General features: G+C 43.5%; 18 protein-coding genes and 1 tRNA gene. 8 read left to right on the top strand and 11 right to left on the bottom strand.

Annotation, left to right across the window (positions count from 1 at the left end):
* Positions 1-117: 117 nt before the first annotated feature.
* The 6 genes from minE to PCC7418_RS07955 form a co-directional block, all read right to left on the bottom strand.
* A complete protein-coding gene (minE, locus tag PCC7418_RS07975) occupies positions 118-381 on the bottom strand; it encodes a cell division topological specificity factor MinE (protein WP_015225663.1) in 264 nt (87 codons plus the stop codon).
* 74 nt (positions 382-455) lie between these two features.
* Entirely contained in the window at positions 456-1,259 is an 804-nt protein-coding gene (gene minD, locus PCC7418_RS07970; RefSeq protein ID WP_015225662.1) for a septum site-determining protein MinD, read from the bottom strand.
* 91 nt (positions 1,260-1,350) lie between these two features.
* On the bottom strand, positions 1,351-2,127 hold the full coding sequence (minC, locus tag PCC7418_RS07965; RefSeq protein WP_015225661.1) for a septum site-determining protein MinC: 777 nt from the start codon (positions 2,125-2,127) through the stop codon (positions 1,351-1,353).
* Between the two features lie 269 nt (positions 2,128-2,396).
* Entirely contained in the window at positions 2,397-2,543 is a 147-nt protein-coding gene (locus PCC7418_RS20740; protein ID WP_235620773.1) for a CHAT domain-containing protein, read from the bottom strand.
* Positions 2,544-2,566: 23 nt separating this feature from the next.
* The gene (locus PCC7418_RS21315) at positions 2,567-2,770 is read right to left on the bottom strand and encodes a CHAT domain-containing protein (RefSeq protein ID WP_396275487.1); all 204 of its coding nucleotides are present in this window, start codon (positions 2,768-2,770) and stop codon (positions 2,567-2,569) included.
* Positions 2,771-2,816: 46 nt separating this feature from the next.
* Positions 2,817-4,028, bottom strand: a complete 1,212-nt coding sequence (locus PCC7418_RS07955) for an RNA-guided endonuclease TnpB family protein (protein WP_015225660.1) — start codon at positions 4,026-4,028, stop codon at positions 2,817-2,819.
* Positions 4,029-4,353: 325 nt separating this feature from the next.
* On the opposite strand from PCC7418_RS07955, the gene PCC7418_RS07950 reads away from it, so the two are divergent.
* Positions 4,354-4,797 carry an ATP-binding cassette domain-containing protein gene (locus PCC7418_RS07950; RefSeq protein WP_216086725.1) on the top strand — a complete coding sequence of 148 codons (444 nt, stop codon included), beginning with the start codon at positions 4,354-4,356 and terminating at the stop codon, positions 4,795-4,797.
* A 77-nt stretch (positions 4,798-4,874) separates the two neighbouring features.
* On the opposite strand, the gene PCC7418_RS07945 is transcribed toward PCC7418_RS07950, so the two are convergent.
* Complete coding sequence (locus PCC7418_RS07945) at positions 4,875-7,508, bottom strand: chloride channel protein (RefSeq protein ID WP_015225659.1); 2,634 nt, start codon at positions 7,506-7,508, stop codon at positions 4,875-4,877.
* A 212-nt stretch (positions 7,509-7,720) separates the two neighbouring features.
* On the opposite strand from PCC7418_RS07945, the gene PCC7418_RS19340 reads away from it, so the two are divergent.
* From PCC7418_RS19340 to PCC7418_RS07925, 4 genes are read left to right on the top strand one after another with little or no spacing between them, the layout of a single operon-like run.
* The gene (locus tag PCC7418_RS19340; RefSeq protein WP_015225658.1) at positions 7,721-9,580 is read left to right on the top strand and encodes a response regulator; all 1,860 of its coding nucleotides are present in this window, start codon (positions 7,721-7,723) and stop codon (positions 9,578-9,580) included.
* 14 nt (positions 9,581-9,594) lie between these two features.
* Positions 9,595-10,002 (top strand): response regulator, encoded by a 408-nt coding sequence (locus tag PCC7418_RS07935; RefSeq protein WP_015225657.1) that lies wholly within the window; start codon positions 9,595-9,597, stop codon positions 10,000-10,002.
* A 3-nt stretch (positions 10,003-10,005) separates the two neighbouring features.
* Positions 10,006-11,742 carry an EAL domain-containing response regulator gene (locus PCC7418_RS07930; RefSeq protein WP_015225656.1) on the top strand — a complete coding sequence of 579 codons (1,737 nt, stop codon included), beginning with the start codon at positions 10,006-10,008 and terminating at the stop codon, positions 11,740-11,742.
* Positions 11,743-11,790: 48 nt separating this feature from the next.
* Positions 11,791-14,229, top strand: coding sequence for a CBS domain-containing protein (locus tag PCC7418_RS07925; RefSeq protein WP_015225655.1), 2,439 nt, complete (start codon positions 11,791-11,793; stop codon positions 14,227-14,229).
* On the opposite strand, the gene PCC7418_RS07920 is transcribed toward PCC7418_RS07925, so the two are convergent.
* Complete coding sequence (locus PCC7418_RS07920; RefSeq protein ID WP_015225654.1) at positions 14,220-15,704, bottom strand: carotenoid oxygenase family protein; 1,485 nt, start codon at positions 15,702-15,704, stop codon at positions 14,220-14,222. The two genes, PCC7418_RS07925 and PCC7418_RS07920, sit on opposite strands and share 10 nt — an antisense overlap.
* Positions 15,705-15,859: 155 nt before the next feature.
* On the opposite strand from PCC7418_RS07920, the gene PCC7418_RS07915 reads away from it, so the two are divergent.
* A complete protein-coding gene (locus PCC7418_RS07915; RefSeq protein WP_015225653.1) occupies positions 15,860-17,068 on the top strand; it encodes an MFS transporter in 1,209 nt (402 codons plus the stop codon).
* A gap of 906 nt (positions 17,069-17,974) precedes the next feature.
* Positions 17,975-19,738 (top strand): sedoheptulose 7-phosphate cyclase, encoded by a 1,764-nt coding sequence (locus PCC7418_RS07910; RefSeq protein ID WP_015225652.1) that lies wholly within the window; start codon positions 17,975-17,977, stop codon positions 19,736-19,738.
* A 74-nt stretch (positions 19,739-19,812) separates the two neighbouring features.
* On the opposite strand, the gene gltB is transcribed toward PCC7418_RS07910, so the two are convergent.
* Entirely contained in the window at positions 19,813-24,477 is a 4,665-nt protein-coding gene (gene gltB, locus PCC7418_RS07905; protein WP_015225651.1) for a glutamate synthase large subunit, read from the bottom strand.
* Positions 24,478-24,796: 319 nt separating this feature from the next.
* On the opposite strand from gltB, the gene PCC7418_RS07900 reads away from it, so the two are divergent.
* A tRNA-Leu gene (locus PCC7418_RS07900) sits at positions 24,797-24,880 on the top strand.
* Between the two features lie 36 nt (positions 24,881-24,916).
* Here PCC7418_RS07900 and PCC7418_RS07895 read toward each other — a convergent pair.
* Together PCC7418_RS07895 and PCC7418_RS07890 are read right to left on the bottom strand one after the other, a co-directional pair.
* Positions 24,917-25,585, bottom strand: a complete 669-nt coding sequence (locus PCC7418_RS07895) for a hypothetical protein (RefSeq protein ID WP_015225650.1) — start codon at positions 25,583-25,585, stop codon at positions 24,917-24,919.
* Entirely contained in the window at positions 25,582-26,580 is a 999-nt protein-coding gene (locus tag PCC7418_RS07890; RefSeq protein WP_015225649.1) for a site-specific DNA-methyltransferase, read from the bottom strand. The genes PCC7418_RS07895 and PCC7418_RS07890 overlap by 4 nt, the downstream gene beginning before the upstream one ends.
* Positions 26,581-26,586: the final 6 nt, after the last annotated feature.

The raw sequence follows: 26,586 nt of genomic DNA, 5'->3' as shown, positions 1-26,586 counted from the left end.
CAGTCATCAACAATGAACCATGAACCATGAACGTCCACCGACTTGCTTTGTACCTCAACAGACTAAGAAACGCTATATTCGTTATTTATTTGTTCTTGGTTACCAGTCTAAGAATTACTATTGTTTGACGCGACGGATGGGTAAGTTAGCAATTAGGGCGGTGATCCCTTCTTCATTTTCGAGGTTAAACTCGGTACTTTCAATGTCAATTTCGACATAACGAGCGACCACTTCTAAAATTTCTTTCCGCATTGCTTCTAAAGTTTCTTCGCTTAACCCCGATCGGTCATGGGCAATAATGAGTTTTAGGCGTTGTTTGGCTTCATCCCGACTACTAGGGGATGGATTACGGTTAAAAATTCGTTCTAGAAGATCCATCATTAGAATTGGTTATTTGTTCTTTGTTCGTTGTTCCTTGTTCTTTGGTCACTGGTCACTAATTACTGGTCACTGATTTAAAGGGGTTCTGTAAACCAACGACGGATGCGCTTGAGCAAGTTGTCTTGACCTTCCATCAAGTTTAAAAAACTGACTTCATCGCCTCTAATCCGTCGCGCAATATTATTAAAGGTTTGTCCAGGAGTTGATAATTTTTCTTCTAATACTAGCGGTTCACCGCGATTACTGGACACAATAATCCGTTCATCATCGGGAATAATTCCAATGAGAGGAATAGCAAGAATATCGAGAATATCTTCCACACTCATCATGTTATTGGCTTGGATCATCTCTGGTTTCACTCGATTGACAATGAGTTTAGTATTAGTAATGCTATTGGCTTCGAGCAATCCAATCACTCGATCCGCATCACGCACCGCAGCCACTTCTGGGGTGGTGATAATCAGGGCTTCGCTCGCGGGCGCGATCGCGTTTTGAAAGCCCATTTCAATCCCGGCGGGACAGTCAATGACCACATAATCATAATCGGGGGCGAGGCGAGTGACTAAATCTTTCATTTGTTCTCGGCTAATCGCTTCTTTCCCCCGACTTTGGGCTGCGGGAAGCAATACCATCCCCGATTGACGTTTATCTTTGACTAAAGCCTGTTCCAGACGACACTCACCATTGATAACATCGATCGCGGTGTAAACGACACGACTTTCTAACCCGAGCAATAAATCTAAGTTACGCAAGCCAAAATCCGCATCAACCAGCGCCACTTTATTGCCTAACTTCGCCAAGGCTGAGCCAAGATTAGCAGTGGTTGTGGTTTTGCCCACACCGCCTTTTCCGGAGGTAATGACGATAATTCGACTCATAATTTCATTAATAATACTGATTTGCTTTTAAGGTCTATTTTTCAATGAGACAAGAGTAGCTTGCAGCAAGGAAAACTACTGTCATCTGGTCTTAAACAGGAAGATCTTCCCAACATTGTTTTTCAGTCACAAAGCGGTGGCTTTTCGCAAAATCGAGTCCTCGTGTAATCCGAATCCCTGCGTCCGCAATATAAGCAATTTCTGGTTGCTGCTGTTGGGGAGGGGTATTAGGAGCACGAGCAACGGTATCCGCAATCCGCAGTTGGGTCGGTTGCAGTTGTAGGGCAAAAATGCGACCAGCGCGATCGCCTTTGATCCCCGCATGAGCTAGTCCTCGCAGTCTCCCCCAGATTATAATATCCCCTTGAGCAAGGATCGCTCCTCCTGGGTTGACATCTCCACAGAGAATAATTGTTCCCTCATGACGGACTTCCATGCCAGAACGAACGGTGGTTTTTAAGTACAGGGGTTCACTGTGTTTAATTTGGCTACTGCTCACGGCTGATTTCTGAGGAGAGACGGGAGGGGGTTGGATGACAGAATAACCCGCAGTTGCTGCAGCAACCGCCGTTTGGCGACGGGTGGTTTCCACAGAAGACAAATGTAAATCCACTTGTTTTAACGCCTGCGCGATCGCGCTGAGTTGTGAGCCGTCCAAAAGTCGATCCCGCGCTTGCATCGCAACTAGAGTTTGCGGTTCCCAAAATTTTTCACTTGCCTTGAGGCGATGGTTCAAATGTTGCCACAACTGGGCCCAATCATTGGTTACATCCAGTGCTGGTGCTGGCGGAAGATAGAGTAACACCTGTTGATCATCCCGTTGCAAACGGACTGGAGATTCTTCAGTGGTGTGACCATTCTGGTTCATAGGTTAAAAAACACTAAAATTTCTGTCAGGAATCGAAGCCGTGTCGGAATCATCGCTATCCTATCACCATTTCTGTTCTGAAAAACTGAGATCAACTTTGCTCAAACAGTGAGGGGTTAAGCTCATCCCCTGCGGGGGGTTTCCCGTCATTAGTCCTTCGCTACTCATTCGGGTGTTTGACCGATCAAAATCCACCTTAATCAAATGCAGTAATTCCAGTTCTGCTTGCCAATATTGCGCGATCGCGCTGCCCAATTCGGTTAAACGAACTACAGCCAGTTCCCAAGAAGCACAAAAGCACTCCAGTAGTAAGGATGACTGAATTTTTCATCGTTTAATAAACTTAATTGAGACTTCCGCAAGGCTTCTGCTTTCGTGGTTGACTTTTGTTCCAATTGCTGATAAAGCTCTCTCATTAGTTGAGAGGTTCCTTGATCGCTTACTTTCCAAAGTGTCCCGAGGGTGCTTCTCCTGATTGTAAGAGTTGAGGAAACTCATTAATCGTAATTCGATCATCCCAAGTGAGAATAAAAGTATCTTCTAAATTGGAACTAAACTGCCCATGAGTAGCTAAATGAACGACAGGAAAGCCTTTCTCTTCTAGGGTTAATTCGAGAGTGTTTTCTTGAAAGCGATCATTGATTGAACCTCTCCCGTTAAATCAAAGATTATAACGGGAGATTCTCGCCTCAAAGGGTGATACTAGACAAAGTCGAAACTTCATCCCCGCAATCATTGCCCTGATCGAGCATTCTTCCCGTCGCACCGACGGTACTTTCTCCACGTTTCTTTACTACCATCGCCGCCGCTACGTCTCTATCTGCTTGGAACCCACAATCTGGACACTTATGCACCCGTTCAGAAAGAGTTTTCTTACCGCAGTTAACCCCACATTCAGAACAAATTTGACTGGTTCCATTAGCGTTAACTTTGGCAAAATAAACATCTCGTTTCCAACAAACATAGGACAGAATGCTAACAAATGTTCCCCAAGCAGCATCAAGGCACGCTTTTCTTAACGCTGATCGTCCTAATGCTTTGAGATTAAGGTCTTCAACAAAGATCATTCCTGCTTGATCACAAAGGTGATGAGCGGTTTTATAGAAGAAATCCTTGCGACAGTTAGTTATCTTTTCATAGAGTCTTGCGATACGACGACTGATGTTTTTCCAGCGACGAGAACCCTTCTTCTTATTCTTGAGTTGACCTTGCAGCAATTTCAGCTTGCCTTCGTACTCCTTCAAGAACTTATGACCTTTAATGAGTTCCCCTTCACTGGTTGCTAGAAATTTCTCTAATCCTAAATCAATGCCAATTGGATATCCATGAGGGGGTACATCAGGAACATCAACATCTAATTGAAGATTGATATTAATGTAGTACCCACTTGCTTTCTTAATTATCCTGACTTGTTTAGGAATAAACCCTTCAGGAATGGGGCGAGAAAGAACTAACGGTAGTTTTCCTAGTTTGGGAAGAGTGATCGTTTTCCCTTGAATACAGTCTGGTTTGACTTGGGGAAGGACAAAAGAACGCATCTTTTTCTTGAATCTAGGAAAACCAAACCCTCTTTTCCACATATTGGCAAAGGCTTCATCCAAAACTTTTAGAGTTTGTTGAAGTACCTGAGATTGTGGAATTTTTAATCGGGGAAACTTTTTCTTCGCCACTCCTAGACTTTTACACTGTCTTGCATAAGTTGGTCTAGGAGCATCGGGAGGAATGATATACTCGGATTCAAGGGAACAGCGATCAATTGGACATTTTCTAGAATTCACCCAGTCTTTACGCTCTCTCAAGGCAAAATTATAAACAGACTTACAAATATCTAGCCATTCATCAATGGTAGAAGCCTGTTGTTTATTGACTTTGAGCTTATACTGGTAGTTAAGACTGAGCATTTTAGAAATCGACCGTTACTTTCTAAAGTTTAGCATAATATGATTGAGGATGTCCTGTCGGAATGAAAGTTTGTTTGGTGACGATTCATCCCTCATTAACCTAACGGTATAATGAGGGCATTCTCGTCACATTCTCGGTAAAACGGTACTGGGAACTTTATTTTCGATGCTTTCCACTTCTTCTCGTACCGCAGGCAGCGAGGAAAACCCCTGACGAGATTCACTGAGTCCTCCGATTAAGGCTTGTAAAGACTGGCGCGGTAAGGCTTGGGGACTCGCTAAACGTAAACTGGGAGAAAGCGCGATCGCGTAGTTTTCTAATAATATTTCCCTATCTATTAATCAACGAGAATTTGTCGTTGTTGCAGGGGTGAGTGGGGGCGGAAAATCAACCTTGATGGATGCCTTGAATGGTTCTCGTCCAGCGACCAGTGGCACGGTTTTGGTGAATGCCATGGATTTATATCAAAACTATAACGCCTATCGCTCTCAAATTGGCTATGTCCCGCAAAAAGATATTGTTCATACTGACTTAACGGTACATGAGGCGTTAGACTTTGCTGCTCAGTTAAGAATGCCCACAGATACCACTGTACAGGAACGGCAACAGCGTCTCGATGAGGTTTTAGAAGAGTTAAGATTAACTCATCGGCGGGATGTTCCCATTAAGGCGCTGAGTGGGGGACAGTTAAAGCGAGTTTCTATTGGCTTGAGTTCTCCATTGATTAAAATTCAATGGATTCACTCTTGTTGTGACTCAATGGATTAAAATCACATTTCGTCACTTCCTTTCCCACACTCAAGAATGGGAGACAGACCTTGACGCTTGGTTAACCTTTTTTCTGGTCACTTGGTCTCTCTGGCGGGACGGATTAAAATGACCGTTCCTGAAAAGCGTTTAGCAACGATCGCGGGGAAGTTATTCTCAAAACTGGTGTCTAAGCTAAAGGAAGGAGATGTCGCTTTGAATGTCGTCAATAAAACAATCACATCACACTCTTTCTCGGTTGCTAATTGTAAGACTTGATTTTCTGTGGTGGGTGTCGGTAAAGTAAGACTCTGCACAGGGGCTTGCAGTTGCTTGCTCAATTGTTGGACAGTCCCTTGGAAAGGATTCTCTTTCTCAGTTGCATTGATGGTGCAGAAAAGGTATTCAGGAGCGTTACCAACAGCACTTAACTGGGGTAATAAACTCATTAAAGGTTTGATATTTGTTTGTTCAACCGCCAGAGGAATCAGCCAGCGTTGAGATGCGGAAGAATCTTTAGCCGTTACTTTGCGACTTCTTTTTAGCAGGACAACATCACAAGGGGCTTTGCGCATCATGTTTCCTGTGAGGTCTCCGAATAAGCGTCCCGTGAAAATGTTTTTTGTCCCCTTCCAACCCATAATTAAGAGAGAAATTTTCCGTTCTTGAATCACCTCTAAAATGGCTTCACTCCGTTGATGAGTGGTGCGGAGTTGGGTATGAACAGGAAGCGCGTACTGATTAGCAATCGCTTCGGCTTGTTGCAAAAGTTGGCGACCGAGAGTGGGATTAACCCAGGCTTGGTTGGGGGCGGAATTGCGAGGCACTTTAATCAAATGCAGTAATTCCAGTTCTGCTTGCCGATATTGCGCGATCGCGCTGCCAAATTCAGTTAAACCAATTACAGTTTCAGGATTGGTAATCGGCAATAAAATCCGTCCTTTTCCCACCGCAGGGGAACGGGTTTGATAAATAGTATAGGACGGTTCCCCAATCACTCGTTGCGCGATCGGTTGTTCTAAGGTATCACTGTCATGGAGTGCTTCCACTTCCGCCCGAATAATATCACTGCGGGTAATAATCCCCACTAGTCGCTCTTGCTTGGTGACGGGAAGATGAGAAAGATGGTAACGATTGAGCAAATACAGCACTTCTTGTAAGGGGGCGGAGGGGCTAACGCTTACAGGTCGCTGGGTCATAATGTCTTTTAAGGTCAGGGGTTGAGAACGCCCCATGATTTTCCCTAAATCCGTTTGAGTAATAATTCCCACTAATTTTCCGTGTTCTACAACTGGAAAGCCCCGATGAGGGGAACGGGAAAAAACCTGAGAAGTTTCATCTAAGGTTAAATCAGTAGAGAGGCTTTCGACCGGATAAGTCATCACCTGTTCCGCACTCACCCGCGCTAAAATCGGATCAACTTGGGTTTCTTCTCGCAGGTTAATGCCTTTGGCAGCTAATAATTCTTGGTAAAGTGATCCACGAGAAAGACTTTCGGCAACGAGATAGGCAGTAGCACAGCTAATCATGAGCGGAAGCACTAACTCAAAGTTAGCGGTCATTTCAAAGATAATCACGATTGCTGTCACTGGAACCCGAACCACCGCCGTAAACATCGCTCCCATCCCCGCGAGGGCATAGGTGTTGATGTTGGCACTGCCCATTCCCACTAGGGCAACTTCTGCCACCCCAATCAGATAGCCGAGCGCCGAACCAATGACAAGTGCTGGGGAAAACAATCCGCCTGGTGCGCCAGAGCCATAGGCAATGAGAGTGAGGAAAAAATAAGCAATGAGCGCGATCGCGGTAATTTGCCAGCCCCCTTCCCCTGTAATTAAAAAGTCCCGTAATCCTGCATTATCTCTGAAAAATGGCGGTAAAGCAGCAACAATCGACCCTGAAATTAATCCTGCTACTGCAATGCGTAAGGGGATCGGCCAAGACAGCCCCTGATAAAAACGCAGACTAAAGAGAATCCCCCGATTAAAAATCACCCCCAGCAGCCCTGCACTAATGCCCAGTAACAGAAAAAAGGGAATCTCCTGCGAGACAAAGGTGACTTCCCATCCTTGTTGAGAGACTAACCCTGAAAGATTCACTTCTGATGACTCCAGCAAGCGTGAGACAACCGCACCTGTAAATGAGGCAAGAATGGCGGTTTCGAGGGTAAACCCAGAAATATCACGCATTAACTCTTCTACCACAAACACAATCCCCGCAATGGGCGTATTAAAGCCCGCAGCCAGACCCGCAGCAGCCCCCGCAGCAATTAACTGACGGCGGTGTTGTGGAGAAGTGGGCAGCCAAAGACTGAGTTGCGCTGCTAAAGTTGCCCCGATATGCACCGTTGGCCCCCGTCTCCCTAACGTAAACCCCGCCCCCAAAATAAAAATTGTTCCCAAAAGTTTCACCAGCGCCGACCGCAGAGAAAGAGACATGGGAAGTTGTGCTAAAACTGCTTTCACTTGTGGGATTCCCCCACCCGCAGCTTCGGGGGCTAACCACTGCAAACAAACCCCCGTTAAGCCACCAAAGAGAAAACCAGCGAGAGGAAGCACAAACCAACCGTGTTCGTTAACAGCAGCCACCCGATAGCCTCCAAGCCAACCAATGCCTTGTTTTAAGGTCAGTGCTGCTAGTGCTGAAATTACCCCAATCAGACAGGCTTCTAAAAGGGCATAACGCTGATCAACGGGTCGTAAGCGCAGAAATTTTAACCAAGAAGAAAACATGAATCAGTCGTGTTTAAAGATTAATGATTATAGCTAACAATTGTTTCATCTTATCCAAATTTCCCCCGAAAAATAATGTATCTTTTGCTGATTCTCTTTCCTTAGCTTTACTGGAATTGCCGATTTTTATGAGCTTTAACAGGGATTTATTTTCGGTATATGCTCGGTTTTCTAGTGTTTTTTAAATGGTTATTATCAGACAATAAAAACTAATGAAGTTAAACAATGGTCAACTTGCCTCCATCTTAGTGGTGGATGATGAACCCAATAACTTTGACGTGGTGGAAGCTGCTTTGATGTCCAAAAACTATCAACTCCACTACGCTAGCAATGCTCATCAGACTTGGCAACAATTAAAAAGCATCCCGATTGATGTTATCCTCCTTGATGTAATGATGCCTGACCAAGATGGGATTAGTCTCTGCCAGGAACTGAAAGCACATCCGCAATGGCAAACGATTTCCATTCTGATGATAACCGCTCTGACGGCAAAAGAAGATTTAGCGCGATCTTTAGATGTCGGGGCTGATGACTTTTTGAGTAAACCCTTTCATCATCTGGAATTGCAAGCAAGAGTTAATTCTTTAATCAGAATTAAAAAACAACAAGATCAATTACGCGAGCTCTTAGAAAGTCGAGGAGAAGAATTACGTTATCGCCAGCAAGTGGAAGTTGCTTTAGCAAGAAGTAATGAACAGTTACAAGCGGTGATTGATGCGGTGCCTGGTTTTATTTCTTGGATTAGTAAAGATTTGCACTATCGTGGTGTGAATCAACGACTGGCTAAAGCAGTGGAGATGACTCCTGAGGCTTTTATCGGTCAACGTTTAGGTTTTTTAAATTCTGCTCAAGAATTTGAAACCTTTGTTGCAGAATTTATTAACCAATCCCAAACAAATACGCTTCAAAAAGTGCTACAGATTAATTCCCAAGGAACAACCCGTGAGTATTTGATTGTTGCTCAAAAATATGAACAAGGAGAGTCGATTGTTACCGTCGGGATTGATATTACGGAATGGAAGCAATCGGAAAGAGAGTTAAAAGTAACAAGCACACAAATGACAACGCTACTGAATACTTTAAAGAGTGGGGTTTTACTTCAAGATAAAGCGGGGAATGTTATTTTACCTAATCAACAATTTTATCAACTTTTTGAGATTAATCTAAAATCAGACAACCTCATTGGAAAAAGTAACTTAGATTTAGAAAAATATTATTATGATTCAGTTTCAAATCCTGAGCAGTTTTGTCAAAGTAATCAGAGGCTTTTGCAAGAAAAACAATTTGTTAATAATGAAGAATGGACGCTTCAAAATGGTCGCATTTTAGAGCGAGATTATGCTCCGATTGTTCTCGATGGTGCTTGTCAAGGTCATTTATGGATGTATCGGGATATCACCGAACGAAAACAGAATGAACAAGAACTAAAAAAATCATTACAGGAAAAAGAATTACTCTTAAAAGAAATTCATCATCGGGTGAAAAATAATCTTTTAGTCGTGTCGAATTTACTCGATTTACAAAGTGATTATGTGGCGGATGAGAAGTTATCTTTTTTATTAAATGAAAGTCGTAATCGAGTGCATACTATGGCATTAGTCCATCAGAAACTCTATCGGAACACAGGATTGAGCAAAATTAATTTTGCTGAGTATTTAGAAGATTTAACAGATACTTTATTAGACTCTTACCTTTCCGATACACAAAAAATTCAATTAGAACTGAGATTAGAACCGATTTGGCTTAATATAGAAACAGCAAATCCTTGTGGACTAATTGTTAATGAGTTAATCTCGAATGCCCTTAAACATGGCTTTCCCGACCTGACTGAAGGCAAAATTGGGATTGAACTATCACAACATAAAGCCGATCAGCAAATTCATTTAAAAGTTAGTGATAATGGAATAGGATTACCGCAAGATTTTGACCCCATGGCGGTTAAGTCATTAGGCATGGAACTCATTTTAACTTTAACTGAGCAAATTCAAGGTCAGTTCACTATTGATCATCAAAAGCAAGGGGTTAGCTTTGAAATTACCTTTCAAGAGGTAAACTATCGTCAACGCTATTAATGAAAGGAGATGGAATGGATAACAGTCAAGGAAAAATTCTAATTGTTGAAGATGAGTTAATTATTGCTAAGTCTTTAGCCCGACAACTGGAGAAGTTTATGTATGAAGTGGTGGGAATCGTTTCAACAGGGGAAAAAGCTCTGGCTAAAATTGAAAGTGATCCGCCAGATTTAGTGCTGATGGATATTGTTATTGCGGGGGAGATGGATGGTATTGAAACTGCCCAAAAGATTCAGGAAAGGTTTCAAATTCCAGTCATTTATTTAACGGCTTATAGTGACGAGGAAACGCTCAAACGGGTGCAAGAAAGTGGGAGCTATGGATATATTTTAAAGCCTTATAAACAGCGAGAAGTTCATGCAGCAATTATGATGGCATTAAGTCGCGATCAAACATTTATTCACCCTGAAGAAACAGAATAAAGCATGGATACACACGCCGAACAAGTCTCGTCTATTTTAATCGTTGATGATGATCCCGATAATTATGATGTCATTGAAAATTTACTCTATGCTCAGGACTATCAACTGTACTATGCTCAAGAGGGAAAAATTGCTTTAGAGCAACTGCGAGAAGTTAAGATTGATCTCATCTTACTGGATTTGATGATGCCAGAAATGGATGGGCTAGAACTGTGCCAGATCATTAAGCGCGATCGCGCTTACCAAGGCGTTCCGATTATTATGGTGACTGCTCTCAACACTACAGTGAACCTCTCTCAGTGCTTAGAAGCAGGGGCAGATGATTTTATTGGCAAACCCTTAAATGGTACAGAATTGCGGTCACGAGTGCGTTCTATGCTTAGGATTAGTGACCAATATCAAAAAGTTCGGGAACTGAAAAATAACTTAGAACAACAAGTCGAAGCGCGATCGCGCCAACTTCAGGATTTAATTTGGTATCATCCGCTGACAGGGTTAGCCAGTCGTTTCTCTCTATTACAGCAGTTGCATGGAATCTTTAATGCGGGTGAACCTTTTGCGCTGTTGTATTTTGATTGTGATGAATTTCAGCTTGTGAATAGTTGTTATGGCTATGATCTTGGCGATCGCGCTTTGTTAGCCATCCGCGATCGCGTTTCTTTGTGTTTAGGGGCAAAAGATATTTTTGCTCACTTTGGAGAAGATGACTTTTGTATTCTCGTCAGTGATCCCAAAAGCCAAGCAACAGTTCAAACAATGATTGATCAGATTTTTGATGCCTTTAGCAGTCCCTTTTTTGTCAGCGACCAAGAAATTTATTTATCAATTTCAATGGGTGTAGTTTATCAAACACCACTGTGGGAAACAGATGCGGAAGCAACCCTCCGTAATGCGGATACCGCTTTAAATTGGGCAAAACGAGAAGGGAAAAATCATTATCAATTATTTCAACCCGAAATGCACCAAATGACAGCCCGAAAGCTGCAATTGGCAAGAGATTTACGTCAGGCTTTAATGGAAGATGAGTTCCAAGTTTACTATCAACCGATTATTGATTTAAGACAAGATTGTTTGCATGGTTTTGAAGCCCTCATGCGTTGGCAACATCCTGAAGAAGGGCTGGTTGCACCAGGAGAGTTTATTTCTTGTTTAGAAGAAACAAGTTTAATTATTCCTGCTGGAATTATGGTTTTAGAAAAAGCCTGTCAACAGTTAAAAATATGGGAAAACCAAGGGAAGACAGGACTACAAATTAGTGTCAATTTATCCCCGTTGCAATTTCGGAATGAAACGCTTTTCCAAGATATAGAATCAGTATTGCAAAAAACGGAGCTTTCTCCCTCCCAATTAAAATTAGAAATTACAGAAACCCTCACGGTCGAAAATCCGCTGCAAACCGTAAAAATCATTGAAGCCTTTCGATCGCGCGGTATTCAAGTCAGTATTGATGATTTTGGGACGGGGTATTCTTCCTTAAGTTATCTCCGACAGTTTCCGGTGAATAATCTCAAAATTGATCGGGCGTTTGTCAATCTTTTGGAAGAAGATCGTAGTAATCTACAAATTACCCGCGCGATCGTTGATTTAGGTAAAGCCTTGGGGATGAGTATTACGGCTGAAGGTATTGAAACCAAGAGTCAATTAGAACAATTAAAACAATTAGGCTGTGAATTAGGACAAGGATATTTTTTTGCTAAGCCCATGAGCGTGGAAGCAGCTTCCGACTACCTATTCCAATAAAACATTTATGATGAGGTTAAATTCTCATTCGGTAACATCCAGCAGCAAATGATTAGCGATCTTCACTTCCAGTCTGTCACTAACCTTCAAGTTGAAGCTGCCATTATTCAATTTCCGTTAACAGTTCCCCTACAAACCTCTGTTCTTGATGCGCTCAGTTTAATCACTCAAACCAAAAATTCCTGTGCTGCTTATGTCTGTTCCCTTCCTAATGAAGACGCAATCTTTGCTGATACTGATACCAGTTGTATTTTAGTGACAGCAAAACAAAAACTATTGGGAATCCTGACTGAACGAGATATTGTTCGCCTCAGTGCTCAAGGGTACGCTTTACAAGGGATTGCAGTGGAAGAGGTGATGACAACAGAGATCTTTACGATTTCAGCTTCAGAATTAACCGATTTTTTTGTCCCTTTGCAACTATTTCGACAGCATCACATTCGCCACTTACCTGTTGTTGATGAAAATGGAAACTTGCAAGGATTGATTACACAAGCCAGTTTGCGTAAGTTACTGCGTCCGGTTCATCTGTTGCGCCTGCGCCAGAATGCAGAAACCATGCTGAAAACTGTCATCTGCGTTGATCTAGAGGTTTCGGTAAGAAAGGTTTCCCAGTTGATGAGCGATCATGAAATTAGCTCAGTGGTGGTTGCGAAAGACGAAGTTCCTTTAGGGATCATTACAGAAGGAGATATTGTTCAATATCAAGCCTTGGAGTTAGATTTAGCGACGCTGACAGCAGAAGCTGTGATGAGTAGCCCTTTGTTTACGCTACAGCCCAAGGATACGCTTTGGCAAACCCTGCAATTAATGCGCGATCGTCGGATTAGTCGAGTCATTGTAACCCATCAGGATGGAAAACTGGCAGGAATTATTACCCAAGGAGATGTCTTAAATCTATTTAATCCCTTGGGGATGTATGAATGGATTGAAACCCTAGAACAGCAAGTGGAAGCACTTTCGGCGGAAAACGAAAAACGAGAACTCCAGCTACAAGATTTTATTGATAATGCTAATGATTTAATTCAGAGCGTTGCTTTAGAAGATGGTCGCTTTCAATACGTGAACCGTGCTTGGTGCGACACTTTAGGCTACACAAAGGAGGAAGTGAGAGCGTTAACGGTGTTTGATCTTTTACCAACAGATGATACTCAGCATTGTCGCCAGATTATGAATGAGATGAGCCAGGGAAAGCGCACGCGGGTGGATGGGGTGGAGTTGCGATTAATCAGCAAAGCAGGAGAAACGATTATTGTCGAAGGAAATATTGATTGTCGTTATGAAGCGGGGAAACCAGTGGCGACAAGGGCAATTTTCCGAGATATCACTGCACGCAAAGCAGCAGAAGAAAAATTAAGAGCATTAAATAAACAACTGACGCGAACCAATCGCCTCAAAGATGAGTTTGTCGCGAATATGAGCCATGAATTACGCTCTCCCCTCAATGGCATTTTATTACTTGCAGAACGGTTACAAGCGCAAACCTACGGGGCGTTGAATGAAAAACAAAGTCAATATTTAGAAGCGATTACTCACAGTGGCGAACATTTACTTGCTTTAATCAACGATATTCTCGACCTCTCCAAAATTGAAGCTGGAAAACTGGAACTGGAACTGGGAGAGGTTAATCTAGAGGGGCTGTGTCAGCATAGTTTACTGTTTATTCGCGAACGTGCGGAAAAAAAGTCGATAACGTTGAAAACAGAGATTTCTGGCAAAACTCCTTTCTACGGCGATGAGCGTCGTTTGCGACAAGCCTTAATTAATTTACTGACGAATGCGGTGAAGTTTACTCCAGAGGGGGGAAGTGTTACGTTAAAAGTAACCACCACCGAGAACCTCAGTGGCGGAGGGAGAGACGTTCATTTTGCTGTGATTGATACAGGGATTGGGATTAGCGAAGAAAGCCAAGCACAACTGTTCCAACCGTTTATGCAGCTCGATACGGATCTCAATCTGCAAGAAGGGGGGACGGGTTTAGGGCTTTCCTTAGTGCGACGAATTGCAGAGTTACATGGCGGAACGGCTACGGTTGAAAGTGAAGTGGGACAAGGCAGCACATTTAAGATTAGCCTACCTGATCTAACTCCCCGTGATGAAACCGTAACAACAGAGGAAAAAAATAGTCCATCAGTTCAGATTCTCTTAGTCGAAGATCAACAAGCCAATTTCCTGACAATCTCTGATTATTGGGAAGCCTTTGGCTTTGAAGTGCTCTGTGCTCAAGATGGAGAAAGCGCGATCGCGCTCGCTAAACAAGAAACCCCTGATGTGATCCTCATCGATATGGAAATGACGGGTCTCGATAGCCTAGAAACCATTCGCCAAATTCGTGCTGATCTTCACCTAACCCATACCCCCATTATTGCTTTAACTCAGGAGCAAGAAGAAGCACAATATCTGGTAGTGGGAGCCGACTATTATCGTTCTAAACCCGTGCGACTGAAGGAACTGCGAACCCTCATCCAAGATTTAACTCACAACTGAAAAGGACTCCAACTGCCATGTAAACCGTAGGGAATATGCTGTTTCAACCCTAAACGGGCAACTTCTGCTAAAGTTTTGCCATCGAGAATGACCAGTTCCGAAGCATGAGTCTGACCATTATAAACGAGCGTTAAGACCCAGCCCTCATCTTCTTCTGCACTGTCTGGCTTAGGGACAAAAATCGGTTCACTGACAAAGCCGTGGGGGGCTGCACTCCAGACGAGACGTTCTTGGGTTTCCCAATCATACTTCAAAATTGCTTGTAACGGGGCATTCCCACGCGGTTGATGGGCAGTTCCCATAAATAAATACCGATAGGGTTGTCCCACTTTGTCTGGATGGGCATAAGGAAACTCACAACACCGAGGTTCAATTAAGTCTTTTTTGACAGTTGCTGCTTCTAAATCGAGCGTAAATCGCCACAGTTGACCAGGATAAAGGGCTTCAAAATCAACCTCACGAAAATCAGAATCAGGATCGACTTCTGGAAAATCTGCGTAACAAATGGAATCCACACAAAGCTGATTCTTGTTGACCTGAAAAGCATTAGCATGATGAAAAATAAATCCAGCATTTACTTCTAATTCTTTGACCTCTTCACCACGATTTTGATCCCGAGGAATCACCCAAATCTTCGTATTTTTTTCGGGCTTAAATTTAATACATTCTCCTGCGCCTCGGATTCCTAAAACAAAGGGAATGGGATTAAACTCTACGGGATTTTGGAAAAAGAGATAGTAGTGAGGGGTAATCGCAAAATCATGAATGAAGGCAAAACCAGGAACACTGGTACTCTGTTTTCTTAAAAGATTAAATTTAGGATCAAATTCATAGACGTGAATGGTGGTTGATAAACCAGGTTCAATCTGAAAATTAATTAAACAGGGTTGATTATCATTAATGACCGATTTCGGTTCGATCCAAGGATGGGCTGCAAAGGCTTCATGATCGCCTAATACCCCATCTAATTGATCAATGCCGATAGTTTCTAAGGTTTTGGGATCTAAACGATGGGGAAGCCCCCCTTCCCAAAGGGCAAGTAATTTATTCCCCCAATAAATTACATTCGTATTCGCAATATTTTTTTGCTTAAAATCAAACGCATTTTTTAGCCAACCCCCAGGTTTCTGCGTTCCAAAAACATTGCGATAAAGAATGGTTCCTGCTTTTTGTTCTTCCACAAAGCCTTGCGTCCGCACAAAGCGATTTTGAAAATGAACGTTTCCGTCCTGAAATGAAAACTGACAAACCATCCCATCGCCATCAAAGGGATGCTGAACAGGAATGCCATTGATATCTAGTAAGCCGGGTCCGTTACGAAATAAAGTCCCGTTTAATTCTTTGGGAACACTCCCCGATAAAGGTTCGAGCCAATAACTGGCTTCTTGTCGCTGGGACTGATATCCCTGTCGCCACTCTTTTTTCGAGTAAGGTTGTTCTTTTTCTGGACTGTGTTTACTGACGAGGGAAGTCATAAGTTTTAAATCGGGATAATTCTTTATAAAAGTTTACATCTATCATAACTGAAGCCTAACCCAATCCCGAAATTAGATGAATCTGCGTTGAGAATGAGGTTATCGACGTTAAGAAATGTTAAAAACGAGACATTAAGATTATTTTTGACTTCACCATGTCTGAGTTTAATAGTAACGCTTTGAAAGTAAAGGCGGTTCTGCTGGGAGCTAGCCCGATTGTCATTTTACCGAGTTCAGCAATTTCCCCAGCACTCCCTGCGATTCAAGATTATTTTGCCGAGGTGAATAATTCTGAGTATTGGGTGCGGTTAGTGTTAACTATGCCTGCCCTTTCAATTATTATCGGTGGGTTACTCGTGGGTCAAATGATTGATCGCGTCGGACGGAAAACTTTACTGGTCACTTCCATGATTATGGCTAGTCTTTCTGGTGTGATGGGGTATGGGTTGGATAGTTTGACCTTACTTCTCCTCACTCGTGTTGTCCTGGGTTTTGCGGTTGCTGCTGCGATTACCAGTGTCACCACCCTCATTGCTGATTATTACGAACCTAAGACCCGCTCTACTTTGATGGGACTGCAATCAACGGTTATCGCCACAGTGGGTGTGGTTGTCTTATCCTTGAGTGGCGTTTTAGCTGATATGAGTTGGCGCACTCCTTTTCTGATTTATCTGTTGCCGTTGAGTCTGGTTCCGTTTATGATGCTGTGGCTGCGAGAACCAATCGAGGATGTGGTCGAGACCGAGCAAAAAGCAACTTTTTCTTGGTCAGAATTGCCCTTACTCACCATTAGCATTATTTATGGGGTGGAACTGCTGCACATGTTCCTGTTTTATCTCACTCCTGTACAGTTGCCTTTCTATTTACGGTCTTCTTTTGATGCCTCTGCATCTCTGAGTGGGGTTGCCATTGCGACGATGACGTTTTGTCAAGCGGGGTCATCTTTAGGATATGGCTGGCTGAAAGCAAGGTTGACCTTTGTTAATATTCTCGCGATCGCGTTCACGTTTGGCTCCATCGGACATATCATTGTTGCAGTTGCCCCGAGTGTTAAGTTTATTGTTTTAGGTTTAGCTGTCAGTGGCTTAGGCTTTGGTTTACTCTTCCCCAACTGCAAAGTCTGGGTGACGCAAACTGTTACACCGAAGATTCGCGGACGAGCCTTAGGGGGGTTAACCACTGCTTTCTATATTGGTGAGTTTCTCTCGCCCTTCGCCAGTCAAACGGCTGTGAAGTGGGTTGGTGCAGGTGGCACTTATGCCCTTGCTAGTGCCATTTTAGGGGTTGTGGCTGTGTTAGCCCTTGCTTCCAGTACCAAAACTGCCCTTACGCCATCAACAGAGTCTTTTTCTCGTAATTCTTAACGGATGGAACGCTCTCCAGATTCCCTTGGGGTTAACCATTTCTCCTTCCTTACAGAAAAATCAGTCATTCATCCTTCGGTTTGAAATCGAAGGATGAATGACTGCTCGGTTTGGTGTTTCTTTTAGCGGGACTCCGATACGGCTTGAACTCTCCACGGATTAAAATCGCGTGGATTCCAATCGAAACCACTCAATGGATTAAAATCACAAATCGAGTGTCAGAAAGGAGTCTCCCGAAGCCGGAGCGAAGGTGAGGATGCGCCCGTTCAAGGATGCCCTACAGACCTTGGCTAAACAAAAAAGTCTAGCTGTATCTCTACTTTTTTAATAAGCCTGACGGGTTTTTCACCATCTTTGGGCTTGTTCGATTCTAGCAGACACAGAGGACTAAAGTCCTCCCTTGTCATTCATGAGGGGCTGTCGTCGGAACGAGGGTGACGACGCTTGTAAGCCCCGTCCATCGGTTTGAAGCCGATGGCTTTCTGACTGAATCGTTGTAATCAGTGCCAGTTTGTTATTTCTAGGCGCGATTGCCTTTGGCACTTTACGTCATTTCGAGCGTCCTCACACTTAAGAATTAACCCTGAATTTTTCAGAAATTAAGTTAAAAATTAATAAAAAATTAGATAAAAATCAGCTAATAATGGCGGTGGAATGATACCACTGCTAGGAATTTTTTGTCTTAACCCCCTTGCTCGTTTCGTCAATAACACCACTGTTAAGGCTTGTTTTAACTGGTTTTCAGAAAATCACTCTTTTTGAAAACACCGAGAAAACCGTCTCTATAGAAAGATAGAAATTCCGACTGGAGGGCTGTTCTAAGATGAGAGGCGTGTTAACTTATATTAAGCAAATTCGCTGCTTTCTGAGTAACACCATCTGTAAATTTGTTCTGAGAACTCAATCATGACGAAAACAACCTCTGCTGTAAAAGCGTTTATCGCCACCTATAACAATGAACCTTTAACCAAGGAAGACTTAAATGAGGCTGTCGAAGCGATTATTGGCACAACTCCTTTTAGGCATCTACTTTTATCACTGATTGATAGTGATGCGTTCTCCCCTGATCTGGGAGAAGAATTTGCTGAAGCAGAAGCGATTGAAGGTTTAGCAGCGTGTCGCCAACTGCGGACTTGTCTGAATCATTCTCTCAGTCACTTCTTTGGGTTATTAGCGCAATTAATCGCAGGTTTTGATGAAAATGCTGCTTCTGAGTGGTATCGCTTTTCCAACCGTATCCATCATTCTGAAATCGCAAAAACCAAACTGCTGGATTGTCTCTTACAAAGCGAAGATGGGAAATTTTATCAAGAACTTTCCTCGCGCCTTGTGGAAACCGATCCTCATGCGGTTTATCCCACATCCAGTTATCGTCAAAGTCGGGGTTATGTCGTCAGTACAGAAGATGACCAAACTGTGGAAGCGGTCATGAGTGCGAGCACTTTCACTTCGATTAAAGTGCTGGAAAATTGTCTTGATCCGCAAGAGACGGTTTTAAGAGATCTATATATTTCTTTAGGTCGCTGTGTCTGTTTGGTGGATCAGAATGTAGAACAATACTATGGCGAGCAGATTAACAATTATTTTGAATATCACGAAATTCAGTTAGATAAACTCGTCTATCGCGCCATGGAAGTGGATAAAGGGATTCATACGGTAGAAAGAATGCTCGGCGACTTTAAACGTCTGGGGGTTTCTCGGAATGAACCCGTTTTAATTGTCGGTGGAGGCGTTTTAACCGATACAGGTGGCTTAGCTTGTGCGTTATACCATCGCAACACGCCTTATGTGATGCTTTCCACGTCTATTGTCGCTGGAATTGATGCGGGTCCGTCTCCTCGCACCTGCTGTGATGGCTTTGGTTATAAAAATCTCTTTGGGGCTTACCACGCACCCATTCTTTCTCTCACAGATCGCTCTTTCTTTAAAACATTACGAGAAGGATGGCTGCGACATGGTATTGCTGAGATTTTGAAGATGGCAGCGGTTAAAGATGCGGAATTATTCAGTGATCTCGAAGAAGCAGGGGAGGACTTAATAACCACTCGCTTTGGGACACTTAACTCCGAACAGAATGACAAAATTAGTGTTCTATCTCAGAAAATTCTCGGTGCAGCGATGCGGAGTTATGTGGAAGCGGAGTATGATAACCTCTACGAAACCCATCAGTGTCGTCCTCATGCTTACGGACATACTTGGTCTCCTGGATTTGAAATTGAAGCAGGATTGTTACACGGACACGCAGTTGCAGTTGGGATGGGCTTTAGCGCGTACTTGAGTTATCGCAATAACTGGCTCAGTCACGAAGATTTCCATCGCATTCTTAAGCTGATTAGTTCCTTTGGTTTGAGTCTGTGGCATGATGTGTTACTGAACGAAGAAACCGTTTGGGCAGCCCAAGAGAAAATGGTGCAGAAACGAGGGGGAAATTTAGCAGCACCGATGCCAAAAGGGGAAATTGGCAAATGTGGCTATCTCAATCAGTTGAGTCGTGAGGAGTTAGGCAGCGCGATCGCGCAATACCAAGCGATTTGTGCAGAATATCCCCGAAAAGGCTTAGGAATTGAAGCCCATTGTCATGAAGTAGGCTTAGAAAATCCTTCTACGGTTGGTCATCATCTTCCTGTGAACACATCTGAAGAACCAGAAGAACTGTTATCTACAGTCTAGAGTGCTTTTGGTTATATGAAAAACGCACCTCATGTTTCCATCAGGTGCGTTTTTGGATCTAATGAGAAGAAAAATTAGACACTAGTGAGGGTTTTTTCTTCTTGGGCTACTTCTGCATTCGCCACAGGGGTTTCCGCTTCGGAAGGAGGAACAATTTGCCAGAATTTTTGGCGATAAGTCTCCCAATGATCCAAAATCATCTGGGCTTTTTTGCTGCCAGTCCGTTGAGCATGAGCTTCAATTAACCCTTTCAGTTGGGCTTCTCCAGCTTGGCTAACCACCCGTTGATAGCTGACAATTTCAGTATTGACTTTGGCGGGGAAATTATCTTCTTCATCAAGGAAATAAGCAATACCGCCCGTCATCCCAGCACCAACGTTGCGTCCCGTTTTACCTAAGACAACGACGACACCACCCGTCATATATTCACAACAGTGGTCGCCTGCACCCATGATAACGGCGTGTCCAAAGGAGTTACGAACCGCAAACCGTTCTCCCGCTTGACCATTGGCGTAGAGATGTCCACCGGTTGCGCCATAGAGGCACGTATTCCCAATAATGGCATTATTTGCAGGTTCATAGTTGGCTTCTGTTGGGGGAACAATGACAATTTCGCCACCGTTCATCCCTTTACCCACGTAGTCATTAGCTTCACCTGTCAGTTTCAGGTTCATTCCCCCAAGGTTAAATGCACCAAAACTTTGTCCTGCTGCGCCGTGGAAGTTGATGTTAATGTGACCTTTAAAGCCAGTATCGCCGTATTGTTTCGCGAGTTTACCCGCAATTCTTGCCCCAACCGCGCGATCGGTATTGACGATTTTAACGGATTTGTTGACCTCGGTTTGGTTATTGATGGCTTGAATCATTTCAGGATCATTCAATAACTCATCATCTAAAACGGGGCCATTGCTGTGAACGTCCTCATGTTGTAACCAACTGCGATCGTCTCGAACATCGGGCAGATTGATGAGACAATCTAAGTTCAGAGATTGGGTTTTGGTGACCTTCATTTGCTCACGATGCTTGAGGAGGTCAGAGCGTCCAATAATTTCATCAAGACGACGATAGCCTAAACGGGCTAATAACATCCGCACTTCTTGGGCGACAAAGTAGAAGAAGTTCACCACATGACCAGGTGTACCACTGAAACGTTTACGGAGTTTTTCTTGTTGTGTGGCGACACCAACGGGACAGTTATTCGTATGACAGATCCGCGCCATAATGCAGCCTTCTGCAATCATAGAAACTGAACCAAAGCCATATTCTTCTGCACCCAATAACGCGCCCATGACAACATCCCAGCCAGTTTTGAAGCCACCATCAGCACGGAGAAGCACCCGATCGCGCAACTGATTGTCTAATAACATCTGATGCACTTCACTCACGCCCAATTCCCAAGGGGTTCCTGCGTGTTTAATGGAAGATAAAGGAGATGCACCCGTTCCGCCATCGTGACCCGAAATTTGAATCACATCTGCGTTTGCTTTTGCCACACCTGCTGCGATCGTACCAATGCCAATCTCTGCAACCAGTTTTACCGAGACTTTCGCTTCGGGATGAATCTGGTGTAAATCGAAGATTAACTGGGATAAATCTTCAATGGAATAGATGTCGTGGTGAGGAGGAGGAGAAATCAGAGGAACACCTGGTTTTGACCGCCGTAACATGGCAATATAAGGACTGACCTTCTTACCAGGGAGTTGTCCGCCTTCCCCAGGTTTTGCCCCTTGCGCCACTTTAATTTCAATTTGGCGACCACTCATCAAATATTCAGGTGTTACCCCAAAGCGACCCGAAGCCACCTGTTTGGTCGCAGAACTGGCGGTATCGCCATTTTGTAAGCCTTTCAGGTGGGGGAACGTTTCCGAATGACCTTCGGCATCGGCATCTTGAACCACTTCGTAACGGGCGGGATCTTCTCCCCCTTCCCCAGAGTTGGATTTACCGCCAATGCGGTTCATGGCAATCGCAAGGGTTTCGTGAGCTTCTCGGGAGAGTGAACCGAGAGACATTGCGCCAGTGCAGAAGCGTTTGACAATCTCTTCAACGGGTTCAACTTCTTCTAAAGGAATGGAAGCGCGATCGCTGCTGAAATCTAATAAATCACGCAGGGCGGTTGCGGGACGCTCTTCGAGGTGCTTCGTATAAACCTCATAATGGTCATAATCTTTCCCAGCAACTGCTTCATGTAAGGCTTTTGCCATTTCGGGGCTATTCATATGATATTCTCCCCGAGGACGATAGTTAAAGAAGCCGAAGTTTTCTAATTTTTTCCCTTGTAACTCAGGGAAAGCGCGATGATGGAAGTTAATGACTTCTTGGGCGACTTCAGAAAGGTTCAATCCACCAACGCGAGAGACTGTCCCAGCAAAGGCAATATCAATGACATCGGCACCGAGACCAATGGCTTCAAAAATCTGTGCGCCGTTATAGCTAGACAGCAGCGAGATTCCCATCTTGGAGAGAATCTTCAGTAACCCCATTTCCACCGCATGGCGATAGTGTTCTTGCGCTTCCACACAAGACATTTTCTCCAAGCGTCCTTTATCCATCAGTTTTTGAGTTTTCTCATCCGCCCACCATTGACGGATACTTTCTAACGCCAAATAGGGGCAAACCGCAGACGCACCGTAACCAATGAGACAAGCAAAATGATGGGTACTCCAGCACTGGGCGGTATCCACCACTAAAGAGGCTTTCATCCGTAGCCCTTCTCGGATCAGGTGATGGTGAACCGTTCCCACTGCCAACAGAGGCGGAATGTAGCTATATTGTTCATTAATGCCATCGCCAGCGCGATCGGACAGCACTAAGATTTTATTCCCCGCTTTGACTGCTTCTGCTGCTTCACGTTGTAAGCGTTTGAGAGCATTTTCCAACGATTCTGGACCATCAGCAACGGAAAACAGTGTCGAAAGTTCCGTTGTAGCAAACTCAGCATTTTTAACTGCATCCAGTTCACTATCATTCAAAACTGGGGTTTTAATGTGCAGCATATGGGCGTGTTCTGGGGTTGCGACTAATAAGTTCTCCCGTTCCCCTAACGACATGTGCAAGGACATGACCAGACTTTCCCGTAAGGGGTCAATGGCGGGGTTTGTCACCTGAGCAAAGCGTTGCTTAAAGTAATCAAATAATAATCGTGGTTTATCCGATAACACCGCTAACGGAATATCATCCCCCATACAGAAGGTAGGTTCTTTCCCTTGGGTTGCCATCGGCTGAATCACCATTTCCACATCTTCTGCGGTGTAGCCAAATGCCGATTGTTTCCGCAACACATCGGTGTTATCCATTTGTGGCGCATCGGGAAAGGTTTTTAACTCGATGGTTTTGCGTCCTTCTCGCAGCCATTGCCCATAAGGGGCTTCTTTTGCCACTTGTTCCTTAATATCCCAATTTTTTAGGATGGAGTGATGTTCTAAATCAACCGCCAACATTTCCCCAGGACCCAAGCGACCTTTTTCGATGATATCTGCTTCAGGAATCGGCAGCACCCCCGCTTCTGAACCCACAATGACATAATCATCTTTGGTAATGCAGTAACGGGCGGGACGTAAACCGTTGCGGTCTAAGTTTGCTCCGACTGTTTTGCCATCACTAAAGACAATCAGCGCTGGGCCATCCCAAGGCTCTTGAATGCCACTATGATATTCATAAAAGTCAATCACTTCTGGACGTTCTGCTAATTCCGGTTGATTCTGATAGGCTTCAGGAATTAGCATCATTAACGCAGCCATCGGGCTTCGTCCTGCTTGGACTAAAAGCTCCATCACGTTATCTAAATTAGCCGAATCACTTTTATGTTGACTGACCAGAGGCAAACTTGCCATTTCCTCTTTGGTTAAGTGGGGGGCTGCTAAATCAGTTAACCGTGCCGACATCCAGTTAATATTGCCCAGTAGAGTATTAATTTCCCCATTATGACCCAGCATCCGCATCGGTTGAGCAAGTCGCCATTTGGGCATGGTATTCGTGCTAAAACGACGATGATAGATGGCAAAAGGACTGGTAAAGTTGGGATCTTTAAAGTCCAGATAAAATTCTCCTAAAACCACTGAGCGCACCATGCCTTTATAGACCACGGTTCGGTTGGAGAAGGAGCAAACATAGAAGTCATCGGGATGATCTAATCCTGCTGAGGAGGTCACTTCTTGTTTGATTTCCGCACTGGTAATGTAGAGAGTTTTTTCTAAATCATCTCCGCGTTGCGTTGGGGAAGCAAAGATTAATTGTTCCACGCGAGGTCGGTTCGCTTGGGCTTGTTCTCCCAAGACATCTGGGTTCACGGGTACAGCACGCCAGCCCACAACGTATAAGCAGTGTTGTTTCAATACCTTTTCAATGCAAGCGCGAACTCGTGCTGCTTGTTCTTCGTCTAACGGTAAGAAGAGCATTCCTACAGCAAGGTGTTCCCGCGAAGGAATAAAGCAATTATTATCTTGTAACCATTTTTTGATTAACTGCCAGGGAATGGCGCTCATAATTCCAGCCCCATCCCCAGAATCACGATCTGCACTGCACGCCCCACGATGTTCTAAACAGCCGAGAGCCGTGACTGCCTGTTGAATTAATTCGTGACTTTCCTTGCCATGTTTGGAAGCAATAAACCCAACGCCACAAGCGTCTCGCTCCTCCAATAGCCAAGGTTGTCCTTGATTCGAGGCTAAATTATTATTTTGGGATTGATGATGATTGGTCACGTTAAATTTGCTTTGCTTCATACTGTCTTTATTCATGATAATTGTTGATTTTTGGGCTACCTAAATAATGACTCAGGTCAGCTTTTTTCGTTCAACCACTCCCCACACTTGGCGATTTTTAATGGAGGCTCTGTAATATCGCCTTGCTACTTAAATGAGGAGAAGGCGTGATCTTTAACCAAGCTAAAATAAATCTTAAGGACGATTCAGTATAGTGGGTTTCTCTATCTTAAACAGTTTGACCCGTTCGGTTCAAATTTTAGGCTAATTTTCCTCTCAGAAAGTAGTCTAGAAACTTGACAATCCCTGCAAATTGTGAGAAGTTTATTATTCGCGCTGTTTAGGTCATACATAAGCGGAACTGGCGGAATTGGTAGACGCGCTAGATTCAGGTTCTAGTGTTCGCAAGGACTTCCGGGTTCAAGTCCCGGGTTCCGCATCCAAGTTTTTCAGACAGTGGTCTCAACTAACATTGTTAGATCCAGATGTCAGGCTTCTGTTCCCAAGACTCTTTAAGTTCTTGGAAACGACCCATACGCTCTTGAATTTTCTGTATTTCTTTAGGGTAAAACTCAAACATAGTTTCGCAAAGAGTTAGCATCCACTGTTTTCTAGAATATCCGTGATTGACTTGAATAAAATTCGAGTTTGAAATTTGTATTTGTCCCCATCCCAGTGCTCCCACAGTTAAGCAATTCCAATCCAGAAATTCAATGGGGCTAAAGCTGACTTCAGTTGCTCTAACTCTATTTTCTTGAACGGTATATTTGACCATAATCAGTGCAAATATATTCATATTGTCTTCATAGAATCTAGTCAACCTTTCTACTGAAGTTAAATTAGGCATATTAAACTTAGTGTCTTCTCTATGAGTTTTAACATCTACAACACAGTAAAAACCTTCTTGATCCTTGAATGCTACATCAGCCATAGCACGACGAGCAAAATTCGACGAGTATTCTTTACACCATTCTCCTAGAAAAGTATCAAAACGTTCAGCAATTAGGGATTCAATAGCATCTCCTGCTGCTCTGGTACTCTTTGATGTTGCCCTAGAAAGAAAATCAGGTGCTGAGTTGATGTAGGTTTTGATCTGTTCAGCTACATCTAAATAATACTCACCATAAAAAAAGTTAGACTTCATTTGAATAATTCCTTCTGTTCAACTTGTTCTAATGCTTTATCAGAAGAGGATTTTTTTTCTTTGGTTTGCTCCGCTAAACTATTCCTCTCCCAGAAAACACCATCAGCGTAGCCTTGAATCGATGAATCTGTCTCTGCCAACTGTAAACGTTTTAATGCCCAGCAGCAATATTCTTGATTAATTTCAATGCCATTAAAGTTCCGTTGCAGTTTTTTAGCAACCACTGCTGATGTACCACTTCCCAAAAACGGATCAAACACCATCTCCCCTTGATTTGAACTGGCAAGAATTAATTTTGCAATTAGTTTTTCAGGCTTCTGGGTGGGATGATCTGTGTTTTCAGGCATTGACCAAAATGGGATACTGATATCTGTCCAGATATTAGAAGGGTGTGTCAATCTAAAATTACCGCTATCTTCTTCACTCCAGTCTTTGGGCTGACCTTTTTGATCTCGATAGGGGGCGATTACTTTGCGTTTTTGTTTCACCGCATCAACATTAAAAGTATATTCATCTGTTACTGTACAAAACCAAATATCTTCTGTATTATTTTTCCAATTCGTTTTCGCCCCTCGTCCTTTGTCTCGCTCCCAGGTAATGCGATTACGAATATAAAACTCTTTTTCTAGAATAGGAGCAATCAGGATAGAGGTTTTCCAATCCGAACAAATGTAGATGGTTGCGGTGGGTTTCAGGAGGGGTTTGATTAAATTTAAAATCAATGAAAACCAATTTTGGTAGTCTCCCTTTTCTTTTTCTTTGAACAGATGCCCATGATAGTTCTTAGAAAGATTATAAGGGGGATCCATAATCAAGAGATCTATAAAAGATTGCGGTAAATAGGGGGCTGTCTTAAAAAAATCTTGATTAATAATTTTCCCTGCTATATCATGCACACTAACTGGGGAATCCACAGACAGTAAACAGGGGCTAAGTCTTGCTTGCTCTTGCTCTGAGCAGGTTAAGGTTCGATTACGAGGGGCGCGTTTTTTCAATTTGAG

This window comes from Halothece sp. PCC 7418 (assembly GCF_000317635.1).
Lineage (GTDB): Bacteria > Cyanobacteriota > Cyanobacteriia > Cyanobacteriales > Rubidibacteraceae > Halothece.
The sequence above is the reverse complement of the archived record's forward strand: the minus strand, read 5'-3'. Positions and strand labels throughout refer to the sequence as shown.